Origin of the sequence: Roseibium sp. (assembly GCF_025698965.1) — a bacterium.
Classification (GTDB): Bacteria; Pseudomonadota; Alphaproteobacteria; order Rhizobiales; family Stappiaceae; genus Roseibium.
This window is the reverse complement of sequence record NZ_JAILWL010000224.1, coordinates 1-10374: the sequence shown is the minus strand read 5'-3', so window position 1 is coordinate 10374 and position 10374 is coordinate 1. Positions and strand designations below refer to the sequence as shown.

General features: G+C 52.8%; 13 protein-coding genes. 4 read left to right on the top strand and 9 right to left on the bottom strand.

The annotated features are described in order from the left end of the window. A partial coding sequence (locus tag K5905_RS18050; protein ID WP_297586352.1) for an MATE family efflux transporter occupies positions 1-577 on the bottom strand: 577 nt, incomplete at its 3' end. Between the two features lie 90 nt (positions 578-667). Here K5905_RS18050 and K5905_RS18045 point away from each other — a divergent pair. Continuing rightward, a complete protein-coding gene (locus K5905_RS18045) occupies positions 668-1609 on the top strand; it encodes a hypothetical protein (protein WP_297586351.1) in 942 nt (313 codons plus the stop codon). A 311-nt stretch (positions 1610-1920) separates the two neighbouring features. On the opposite strand, the gene K5905_RS18040 is transcribed toward K5905_RS18045, so the two are convergent. The 4 genes from K5905_RS18040 to rplM all read right to left on the bottom strand — a co-directional run bounded on the left by K5905_RS18040 (position 1921) and on the right by rplM (position 4108). After that, positions 1921-2526 (bottom strand): hypothetical protein, encoded by a 606-nt coding sequence (locus K5905_RS18040; RefSeq protein WP_297586350.1) that lies wholly within the window; start codon positions 2524-2526, stop codon positions 1921-1923. Then, complete coding sequence (locus tag K5905_RS18035; RefSeq protein ID WP_297586349.1) at positions 2527-3003, bottom strand: hypothetical protein; 477 nt, start codon at positions 3001-3003, stop codon at positions 2527-2529. Positions 3004-3161: 158 nt separating this feature from the next. Beyond that, positions 3162-3638 (bottom strand): 30S ribosomal protein S9, encoded by a 477-nt coding sequence (gene rpsI, locus K5905_RS18030; RefSeq protein WP_297586348.1) that lies wholly within the window; start codon positions 3636-3638, stop codon positions 3162-3164. A 2-nt stretch (positions 3639-3640) separates the two neighbouring features. Beyond that, positions 3641-4108 (bottom strand): 50S ribosomal protein L13, encoded by a 468-nt coding sequence (rplM, locus tag K5905_RS18025; RefSeq protein ID WP_297586347.1) that lies wholly within the window; start codon positions 4106-4108, stop codon positions 3641-3643. A gap of 325 nt (positions 4109-4433) precedes the next feature. Between rplM and K5905_RS18020 the strand changes: the two genes are divergently transcribed. Next, positions 4434-5645: a sensor domain-containing diguanylate cyclase gene (locus tag K5905_RS18020; RefSeq protein WP_297586346.1), complete on the top strand. Its 1212-nt coding sequence runs from the start codon at positions 4434-4436 to the stop codon at positions 5643-5645. Between the two features lie 9 nt (positions 5646-5654). On the opposite strand, the gene K5905_RS18015 is transcribed toward K5905_RS18020, so the two are convergent. Together K5905_RS18015 and K5905_RS18010 are read right to left on the bottom strand one after the other, a co-directional pair. Continuing rightward, positions 5655-6086: a PaaI family thioesterase gene (locus K5905_RS18015; protein WP_297586345.1), complete on the bottom strand. Its 432-nt coding sequence runs from the start codon at positions 6084-6086 to the stop codon at positions 5655-5657. 142 nt (positions 6087-6228) lie between these two features. Then, on the bottom strand, positions 6229-7569 hold the full coding sequence (locus tag K5905_RS18010) for a ferredoxin reductase family protein (RefSeq protein ID WP_297586344.1): 1341 nt from the start codon (positions 7567-7569) through the stop codon (positions 6229-6231). A 174-nt stretch (positions 7570-7743) separates the two neighbouring features. Here K5905_RS18010 and K5905_RS18005 point away from each other — a divergent pair, with 174 nt between their 5' ends. Then, positions 7744-8040 (top strand): putative quinol monooxygenase, encoded by a 297-nt coding sequence (locus K5905_RS18005; protein WP_297586343.1) that lies wholly within the window; start codon positions 7744-7746, stop codon positions 8038-8040. 80 nt (positions 8041-8120) lie between these two features. Then, entirely contained in the window at positions 8121-8621 is a 501-nt protein-coding gene (locus K5905_RS18000; protein ID WP_297586338.1) for a hypothetical protein, read from the top strand. Positions 8622-8686: 65 nt separating this feature from the next. Here K5905_RS18000 and bmt read toward each other — a convergent pair whose 3' ends face one another. Then, complete coding sequence (gene bmt, locus K5905_RS17995; protein ID WP_297586325.1) at positions 8687-9715, bottom strand: betaine--homocysteine S-methyltransferase; 1029 nt, start codon at positions 9713-9715, stop codon at positions 8687-8689. 121 nt (positions 9716-9836) lie between these two features. Beyond that, positions 9837-10374: glycine cleavage T C-terminal barrel domain-containing protein (locus tag K5905_RS17990; protein ID WP_297586324.1), on the bottom strand; the 538-nt coding region annotated here is incomplete at its 5' end.

The window sequence follows — 10374 nt, the reverse complement described above, 5'->3', positions numbered from 1 at the left end:
CGGTGAGCTCTAAATCCAGACCGAAAATCAGGATCGGATCCAGAAGCGCGTTGACAATCCCACCCACGATCGTGGACGTCATGGCGCGTCTTGCATCCCCATGGGCACGCAGAATGGCTCCCCCTGCCATACCGAGCAATAACAACGGTAGCGTCGGAACAATGATCGCAAGGTAATGGACCGCAAGGCTGTGGGTTATATCACGCGCTCCGATGAGCGAAACGAGCTCCTCGAGACCAAACCAGACAAAAACCGCGAAAACAGAAGAAAACAAGACGCCTGCGGTCAGGGCATTCGATGCCCGTCTGCGAGCCAGTTGCCTGTCCCCGGCTCCGAGGGCCTGTGCAACGAGTGCACCCGCCGCGATTGCAACGCCAATATTGAATGACGTCGTGAAAAACAGGATTGCACCCGCATAGCCAACGGCTGCTGCGAGTTCATCCTTGCCAAGCATCGAGATGAAAATCATGTCGACAAAATCGACCGCAAAAATTGCCATCAGTCCGACGGAGGCTGTCAGCGACATCACCGTGACATGGCGAAACAAACTGCCTTGAACAAATTTTGCCTGATCCATAAGGCCCGACTTCAATCATTTTACATTGCGGGCCGTAATCCTGACCAACCTTAGCCGACATGTACCGGATTCGCACAGGAGGCAACCGAAATGTTCGAGTTGCAACTCGATCACGCGTCAGCCGGGAAACATCTGGAAACACAATTCCGAGCATATGGCGGTGCCGCCTATGATAGCTTTGATCACCAACCGATTGACGCCCTGAACATTTTTGTCTTGCCGAGGTTCGCCATGCCCCTTGTGACGCAGCTTTGTACACGAGGCCTGAGCGCAATAGGAACAATTCTTGTTTTGACGTCTTCCTTGATTGCTCAGGAAGTGACCAATCAGCGTGCGAAATATGAAGGGACGGCTGCGCTAAAGTCTTTCCTTGTCCGTGTAAGGGCAGAAGCAATCATGCAGGATGCCGAAGTTGTCGACTGCACCTTGTCTGGTGGCACAGTCACCAAATGCATGAAGCTCATTTTGAAAAAGGAACACTCAAGCGAAAGCGCACCCTGGTGCCCGACGCCCCTGGGCGAGACGCCCGACATGGCCGGTATCTGGATAAAGGACGGCAAGGTTTTCGACGCAGAAGGTGAGTTTGTTAAAAACCTTGCAGACCTGGCCGCAGACCTGCTGCGGAACACCTACGATCCGGAAACCGGCGATGTGCTCGCTTCCAACTCGTTTGATGCCTGCTTCGGCGTCGCGCGCCCGGACCTCTGGAAGGAATATTATTACTACTGTACGCAGTGTACCGCCGATCAGGCGATTTATTCGCCGATACGAACGTTCTTTATCCCTCTAAACCCGGTCTATTTGAGTAAACCGACCCCCCTCACCAATCAGCGTGACGCTGGGGTTGCTCTCAGTAGCAGGGATTTTGCCGGCCCCGCTCCCTTGAGTGCGGTCCTACACGCCTACAACATCGCGCCGTTCGACGATTGTGGCAATCAGGTGAACCCGTATGCGGGCAATCAATCCCACTTTGTTACAGAATGTTTCGAGAGCATTGAAAGCACAGCAGAGACGGATCCCCATATCAACTGAAAAACAAGAGAAGCAACGGCATACAAACCTGCGACGCGGATCGACAGATGTCCCGCGCGACCGGACGGCGGTCGGCAACCGGCAGGCGGTTCAAATCCACAGTAATGCCAACCCGCAACAATTAAGAACCAAACTCTGCCTTTGATGACCTTTCCGACCCGCTGAACCGCATTGCGATGCTTGAATGGCCAACCTGCTTCCCTGTGCATCGCGCATTGCCGGCAAGTCGGATAACTCCATCAGATCGGTTTCTGTTTTTGTTGGCGGGTCTAGGCAGCAGGACTGTGGGATTGATCGTGAAATCACTGGCCTCAACGCGTTTCCGCGGTGCTGTCGTTGTGAATTTGGTTTTTCACCGACTGTAATTCGCCCTCTACTCTTTCCAGAAGCGCTTTTGCCACCTGGTTCTCGGCATGAATCGCCATAAACCTGGAAGAAAAGAAGAGCCCGATTATAATTACGAGAAATGAGACAATCGTTGATACGATCGTCAGTATCCAACCGGTTGATTCTGCGCTCGATTGCGCCGACTGCGCACTCGAGAGCGCCTGAGCAGAATTGATTGAAATCGTCCCCACTTCGTCCTCAAGCGCAGCTGCGGTCCTCAAGGCCTTTTCAAGCTCGAGCTTCAGTAACTCCGTTTCGATTATGCGCTTTTCAATATTGTCCAGTTTTCCCTGAAGACTGCGCAAATCATCTATCTGCTGTCGAAGCGCCGCTAGCTCACTACCAAGATTTTCCTGCTGCTTGTTGCTTTCATTCGCAACCGCATCAACACGCTGGATCAACTGACTGATCAGCTCCTTGAATACCGAAACTTGCAGGTATTCCTCTCGCCCTTGCGCCGACACCGACTGTGGTGCAATCAAGGAAAAAATCAAAAGGCCCAGGAAGGCCAGATTCTCGATTTTAAACATTCAGCCCTCCAATCCTTCGACAGGAACCACAAATCGCCCGACCATGCTTCCTTCCGGATTCGAAGGTTCGGTGAACGCCTCGAAAATGAATGAACCCTTCTTGTCTCTCCAAACCGTGGCCTGAACGTGCCAGCGGGTTGTCTGTGTGTTCTTGGACGGTCGCCAGCGATAAGCCGAACTGCCGGTGTGTTCGGCCACAATTTCCTGATTCCCGTCCGGGTCCTGATACAGCCAACGCATGAAGATATCCGATTGAACGCGCGGAACTCCGACTTTCCAGTTCAGTTCGGAATAAACATGTAAGGTAATAGTGCCCAGTGTCCGGAACTCAATGCTGTTTAGTTCCCTGCAGTCCCGATACTGTCCGGACTGATAGTCCTCACAAACTTTGAAAAACAGGTCGTTTTCGGCGTTGGCAGTGTTTACAAATAAAACACTCAGTCCAACACCAAGTAATTTCCAGAAGAATTTTGTCATTGGTCACCCCCGCCATTTTCGATAAACCAAATTTCGAAATGCAATCCCAAGTTAAGTAAATGAAATTTGGCGGACGCGTGCAATAGAGGCAGATAAAGAAAAACCCGCTGGATTGCTCCAGCGGGTTCTCATGTTTGTAATACCAGTTAGTCCTGCGATTAACGCTTGGAGAACTGGAAGGACCGACGTGCCTTGCGCTTACCGAACTTCTTACGTTCGACAACACGAGCGTCACGGGTCAGGAAGCCGTTCTTTTTCAGGACCGCACGCAACTCCGGCTCGTAGTGGGTCAGTGCCTTGGACAGGCCGTGACGCACTGCGCCAGCCTGACCGGACAAACCACCACCGGTAACGGTTGCAATCACATCATACTGACCAGCACGGTCGGTCAGCATGATCGGCTGCTGAAGGATCATCTGAAGAACCGGGCGAGCGAAATACTCGGTAAAGTCCTTTTTGTTGACGATGATCTTGCCGGTGCCCGGCTTGATCCAGACGCGTGCGATCGCGTCCTTACGCTTGCCGGTTGCGTATGCACGGCCCTGTGCGTCCAGCTTCTGGACATGGACCGGAGCTTCGGGGGCAGCGGTTTCGACCGCGCCGCCCAGTTCTTCCAGGGATTGCAGCTCAGCCATTCTTATGCCCTCTTGCCGTCATTCTTTGCATTGAGGCCCTTGACGTCGACCAGTTCCGGCGACTGTGCTTCATGCGGGTGGTTCGGACCAGCGTAAACCTTGAGGTTTTTCAGCTGCTTGTTGGACAGCGGGCCGCCCGGCATCATGCGCTGAACAGCTTTTTCCAGGACGCGCTCCGGGAAGCGGCCTTCCAGGATTGCACGCGCGGTGCGCTCCTTGATGCCACCCGGGTGACCGGTGTGCCAGTAGTATTTCTTGTTGTCGTACTTACGGCCTGTAAGAACGACCTTGTCAGCATTGATGACGATGACGTTGTCACCGGTGTCAATGTGAGGCGTGTAGGTCGGCAGATGCTTTCCGCGCAGGTGATTGGCGATGTAGGCGGCAAGACGGCCGACAACCATGCCTTCTGCGTCGATCAAGATCCACTTTTTCTCGACCTCAGCCGGCTTGGCAGAGAAGGTCTTCATGAGACTGATCCGTTTCTGGACGTTAAAGAAAAGGCCCGCGCGGCCTGATAAAGCCTGCGAACGGACCTCAAATTCGTTCGAGGCAGCTTATACGCCGCCGGAAAAGTGCCGTCAAGAATGTTTTTACAAACAACAATAAAATAAACTTATATTTTTCAATGACTTATAAAAACGGTATTATAATACCACACAAAATTCACTCCATCTCGCCCCCTTGAACATGCACACTTTGCTTAGCCGTCTTCCAAAGTGTCTCTAATTATTTTACCCGCCTTTAAGCTCATCGTTCTACTTTCGTTGGGGAATGAAGGGAACGAACTGCCCGATGGACCTGAAGCATCTCAAAAGAGCCCCCAAGAATCCTTTGTTTCTGGCAACTGCCGGAGCCGCTATTCTCATGACAGTGGTGGCACTTTCTCTGGATGTGTTGATCGACTGGCAGGTTCAGATCGCAATCAGAAAGGATGCTGAGGTCCGCGCCTCGAACTGGGCCGAAAACTATCTGCGTACCACACCCTCAGTCCGGCGTACGGTTGAAAAGGGCATTATTACCCCAGCAGAGCTGAATCGACTGGAAACCTCGTTTGCGCTTGCCGGTGTCATACGCTTTCAGATGTTCGACAAGAACGGAATGTTGACCCTTTTGTCGGATTCAGGCGTCCTGGGACCTGCGGAGTTCTTCAATACGAAAGCGCTCAAGGTCTATGAGACCGGCGAGCCGCAGATCTTTGTCCATGACGTTGAAGACGAGACCCCGCTTCCGGGGAACGTGGAAACATATGTCGCCGTTTATCTGCCAGCCACCCTTCCCTCCGGAGAACGGATTGGCGCATTGGAGGTCTATGTCGATGTCAGCGAATTTGAAGAAGCTCTCGAGGGCGGTTTCAACTGGATCAGTGGGTACCTGATTTTTGGCACGTTTGCGGTGCTTCTGCTCCCTGCAGCGGCCTATGTTCACCGCACAAGGCAAGTCATGCGCAAGGACAGGCAACTGCTGGAATTGACGCGCTATGATCAGCTGACCGGGGTTTTGAACAGAAACAGCATCTCAAAATTTCTGGATGACCACTTTAACCGCGTGGACAGTTCAGAAAATCTGGGCATTCTTTTTGTGGACCTGGATTATTTCAAACAGGTGAATGACCACTATGGACATGCCCGTGGTGATCACCTGCTGCAACACATCGCAGGCATTCTCAAATCGAGTGTTCGGTCCAGGGACGACGTTGTCGGCAGGTTCGGCGGTGATGAATTCGTGGTTTTGGTGCGCGATGCAACTGTTGAAGAGTTTCGGAAACTCTACGGCCGCGTGATGGAAGCTGCGCAATCCCCGTATGACAAGGACGGACAGACCTATGTGCCAAGCTTAAGCATCGGCGCCTATATCAGCTCTCCGGGTGACACTGAAAAGCAGGCACTGCACCGAGCCGATATTGCTGTATATGCCGCAAAGCGCCGCGGACGCGGACAGGTTGTCGAATACAGCAAGGAAATGGAAGGGTTGTTCAAGCAGGAAAGCGCTAAACAATCGGCATAAGTCCGGACTTCAGCGAGGCGGAACCGAATAGGTGGCCGTCGCGTGGGCGACAAGATCGTCCTCTCCTTCGCCTGCGATTCCACAGTCCACGACAGCAAGACGTTTGCCGAGTTTCAGCAGCCGGCACGTGCAAAGCAGATCGCCCTGGCCGGGTTTGCGCAAGAAATTGATGTTGAGATTTGTGGTCACGGCCAGGGCAACGGGACCGATATGAGCGAGGATCACGACATAGGCCGCAAGATCCGCCAATGCCATCATGGAAGGACCGGAAACAGTTCCGCCAGGTCGCAAATGAAGTTCGTTAGCGCTCAAACGAACGACAGCTTCACCCGATGACACACTGTCTATGGAATACACCCTGCCACCGGCGTGGATTTGGGGGAAAACCTCGTCCAGCATTTCCATGATCTGATCGCTCGTCATCACCGGCTGCATCAGCATCCCCCTATAGCTTTCTTTTCACGTCGAATATGCGACTTGCTTTTACGTAAACGTCAAAAGCAGTGAAAGGCAAGCCACTTCCTGACCGACAAACAGGTTTTGCCTGTGTTGCCGGTTGAAAGTTGAGGACTTTCCGGGAAAGCTATTCTGCTGGTTGGGTCTTTTCCGCCCGCCGTTTCTCAACGGCGTAGCTGCCCTTGTCCCACAGCCAGGCAGCAAGGGCGCCAAGTCCGATGCCGGTTCGCATCTCAAACTCTTCAAAATGAAATCTACTCGCCCGAAGCCCCTTCAGGACGAGCGCGTTTTTCAAGCTCTTGCGCATTGCGACAGGACCGCAGAAATACATGTGCGCTCGAGACAGATCGCCAACGTCAGCCGCAATCCTATCCGGCGTCAGGCGCACTCCCTCTGCGGAATTGACGATGATCAGTTCCAGGCCGGAAACTTCTTCGGCAATCGTCTCAAGATCGACTGCATATGGAATGTCGTCCCGTTCGCGAACACAGTAATAGAGTTTTATCGGCCCGATTTCACGACCCTTAAGGCTTTCGGCAAATGCCAGGAAGGGTGTAATGCCGACCCCTGCCCCAACCCATATCTGAGGATCGCGCCCCGACGGCATCATGAAGCGCCCAAAGGGACCGGTTACATTGGCATCTGCTCCAACTCTCAACCCTGCGCGCAGACGACGGGTATAGTCGCCAAGATCCTTGATGGAAAACCTGAGTGTCCGCCCCTCGTTCGACGCGCAGCTCAAGGTGAAGGGGTGTTCCTCGGAAAGTCCACCCTCGCGGATAGAAAGGAAAGCAAACTGTCCGGCCTTGTGCTTCATCCCTCGTCCCTTTGGCGTCAGTTCAACTTCGGTCAGTCCTCCAAGATGTTTTACCGACGAAACCTTGTAGCCATGCCCGCGTGGAGACATGGGACGCAGCAACGACATCCAGACATAACTGACGATGCCAAGAAGGCAGAAAGTGGAGATGTAAATTCCCAGCGGATCGACGTTCGAAAACGGTTTTTCGATAAAAAAGAAATGGAAAGCGCCAAGGAAGAAAAAGATCCCGATCAGCCGATGACTCCACTTCCACAAATGATATGGAATAAATGTAATTACGGAGGCCAAGGCGAGGATCAAAAGACCATAAAGGCTGACTTCGCCGATATCCTCGGCGATTCCCGACAGTGGCCCGCCACGCAGACCGCTCATATCTGCGTCAATGATGTCATGCAGCCCCAGCGCAACCATTGCAATCACGCCCAGCCATTTATGCAGAACGTAAATGCGATCCAATGGCCCAAACAGTGTTTCCACTCCAGGCGCGCGTGTTGCCAAAAACTGGTTGAACCCCATGAGGATCAATGCCGTTGACCCGATATATTGACTGAATACCGCTACAGGATCTCTCGTCTCTGCCATTGGCATGTACCAGAACACCGGTACCAGACACGCAACCACGATCACAGCAATGCCAACGATCCGCAAATTTCTCTCTCCTCGAAGAATCCCGCAATTGGGAGCAGAATAGCGCGTTGCGTATCAACAAAATGCATAAATTCAATAAACCTTCGATAGATTTCCCGTTTTTCAGCGGTGAAAATCGTTTAGCGTGCATCTGAAAAAGGCCGTAACTTTTACGACAGCACTCAGGGTCGACACATGATTTTCATTATCGCAACCATGAAGACCACACCTGCAAATCGCGAAGCACTTATCGAGGCAACCCGCCTTTGTATCGACGAAACCAGAAAGGAACCAGGTTGTGTTTCTTATGATTTCTATCAAAGTATCAGCGACCGTCAGGCCTTTGTTTTTGTCGAACGCTGGATAAACAAAAACGAGTTGGAACGGCACTTCGCCTCCCCTCACCTAGCCGTCTGGCGCGAGGCTTCCAAGTCTCTGATTGTCGAGAAAAATGTTGAAATAATTACGCCAGAAGAAATTGAATTGCTTTAAGGCGCACATTCCGTCGCACAATTCCTATAGGTGCCGCCGCAAACAACTTTCGGTACCTCACCTTGCACTGGAGACGCTCAATGCTCAGATGTTCGTTCCTACCGGTTTCGCTCTTTGCCATTGTTGTGGGCTTGGTGCCGGTCGTTTTCCCGACTTTGAGCAACGCAGGTGACCAAGCATATATGGATGATCGATCGACACCTCAGAAGCTGATAGAAAGCTATTATTACGCTGTCAGCAATCGGTATTACGTTCAGGCCTACAGCTATTTTTCGAGTGGCTTTGCGCCCACTGATTTCGATGAGTGGTCGAAAGGATATGCGGATACCAAATCGGTCGAAGTCAAATTTGGCCTGACGGCGCCCGATCCAGGTGCCGGTCAAATCTACTGGTCATTGCCGGTGGCTATCGCCGCTCACCAGGTCGACGGCTCCACCAAGGTCTTTACCGGTTGCTACAAGATTCATATGACCAATGTTGGCATGCAAACAGAGCCGCCTTACCAGCCGATGGGGATCAATTCCGCAACCCTGTCTGAAAGTTCTGAAGCCTTTGACAAGGTTAAAGCTTCCGGTTGCTGAAAGAATCTATCTGTGCTGACAAAAAGACTCTCCATCGGGAGAGCCTTTGCTGTATTCAGATCGTTTCAAGCACGGCGTCGGCCTCTGCGTCGGCCAGAGGAGCCGGCGTCCGCTTCAGACCGGGCTGCATCGGCTTCCTTGTTGGGCGGTGAAACCAGTGGACCGATTTCGGATATCACTTCTTCAAGTGTCGGGCGTTTCCCTGTCACATGCGTATCCAGAGCATTTCGCATGGCAGCCAGGTGTAACGGCGACGTTCCGCAACAGCCGCCAATGATCCGGGCACCTGCATCAAGCGCCATATGAGTATACTGCGCCATTAATTCCGGTGTACCTGTGTAGACGACTTCGTCTCCCCGGATCTGCGGTATGCCGCAATTTCCTTTGGCAACAACAATTGCATCCGGATAGGCTTCTGTAATCTCCATTATCGCCGCCAGCAGATCGGACGCACCAACTCCACAATTGGAACCGATTGCAACAGGCGTGCACGCGAACTGAGATTGAAGGTCCCCCAGTCCCTTTGGCGGCAGCCCCATCATGGTTTTGCCCGCGGTGTCGAAGCTTGCAGTAATGACCAGGGGTAAATCAAAGCCCTGAGCAGCTTCCGCAGCCGCCTTCATTTCTTCGACCGCGGACATGGTTTCGACCCACAAAATATCTGCGCCCGCTTCAACCAGCCCTTCAATCTGCTCTCGGAAAGCAGCAACACCGTCTTCATAGCCAAGTGCACCAAGAGGTTGGAACAACTCTCCCGTCGGACCAATCGAACCACCAATCAGAACGTCACGTTCGACCGTCGCCGCGACCTCTTGCGCCAGTTTCACACCGGCAACATTCAGCTCTTTCACCCGATCCTGTGCATTGTGGAGTTTTAGACGGTGTCGGTTACAGCCAAATGTATTTGTCAAGATAATGTCGGAGCCGGCGTCGACAAAAGACTGGTGAAGAGCCTTGATTTTCTCCTGCTCATCCGTGTTCCAAAGCTCCGGGGCATCTCCCGAAACAAGCCCCATCTCAAACAAATTCGTCCCCGTGGCACCGTCGGCCAGGAGGGCCCCTTTGCGGGCAAGAAGATCTTCCAGTTTGGACATAAACAGTCTTTCGTCGTCTTAAGCTTTTCAGGCCTGTTGTTTCGTTTGGGCCTGCAATAGCAGACCCCGCGAGGAAGTCCACGCGGGGTTTCGGTTTTCTAGGTCGTGTGGACGGATTGGATCAAGATCTCGGCTTCAGATTTTCCGGATCGTAGAGCGGCTGGTAACCGACACCGACAACTTCCACCGGATAAGTCTCCGAGAAATATTCGACATTCAACTTACGACCGACCTGGCAATAGTCCTGCGGCAGATAGGCCAACGCAATGTTTTTGCCGATTGTCGGCCCAAAGGCGACAGACGTCGTATAGGACAGACGGCCCAGACTGTCGACCAAGGTCTCTCCGGTCTCCGGATCCATGACCGGCATAGAGCCGACAGGAAAACGCTGTATACCACTTGCGTCCGTGTTTTCCGTCATCACGAGTGTACAAAGCATCGCCGGTTGATGCTCACGCTCTCTGTATTCCAGATGCTTAGCCTTGCCGCGGAAATCTGCCGCCTTCACTTTTGGCCGCGCCAAGTCTGATTCGTAAAGATTGTACTGGGTCAACAGATCCGCGTTCTGCAACCGCAGGCTCTTTTCCATGCGCCGCGAATTCGCATAGGTTTCTACGCCCACGGCCATGACACCAATCGCACGCAGCGCATCCCAGACA

Bases quoted from the DNA above. Each gene is read 5' to 3' on its own strand.
- K5905_RS18045 (WP_297586351.1), top strand. From the start codon at position 668: ATGTTCGAGTTGCAACTCGATCACGCGTCAGCCGGGAAACATCTGGAA.
- K5905_RS18040 (WP_297586350.1), bottom strand. From the start codon at position 2,526: ATGTTTAAAATCGAGAATCTGGCCTTCCTGGGCCTTTTGATTTTTTCC.
- K5905_RS18035 (WP_297586349.1), bottom strand. From the start codon at position 3,003: ATGACAAAATTCTTCTGGAAATTACTTGGTGTTGGACTGAGTGTTTTA.
- rpsI (WP_297586348.1), bottom strand. From the start codon at position 3,638: ATGGCTGAGCTGCAATCCCTGGAAGAACTGGGCGGCGCGGTCGAAACC.
- rplM (WP_297586347.1), bottom strand. From the start codon at position 4,108: ATGAAGACCTTCTCTGCCAAGCCGGCTGAGGTCGAGAAAAAGTGGATC.
- K5905_RS18020 (WP_297586346.1), top strand. From the start codon at position 4,434: ATGGACCTGAAGCATCTCAAAAGAGCCCCCAAGAATCCTTTGTTTCTG.
- K5905_RS18015 (WP_297586345.1), bottom strand. From the start codon at position 6,086: ATGCTGATGCAGCCGGTGATGACGAGCGATCAGATCATGGAAATGCTG.
- K5905_RS18005 (WP_297586343.1), top strand. From the start codon at position 7,744: ATGATTTTCATTATCGCAACCATGAAGACCACACCTGCAAATCGCGAA.
- K5905_RS18000 (WP_297586338.1), top strand. From the start codon at position 8,121: ATGCTCAGATGTTCGTTCCTACCGGTTTCGCTCTTTGCCATTGTTGTG.
- bmt (WP_297586325.1), bottom strand. From the start codon at position 9,715: ATGTCCAAACTGGAAGATCTTCTTGCCCGCAAAGGGGCCCTCCTGGCC.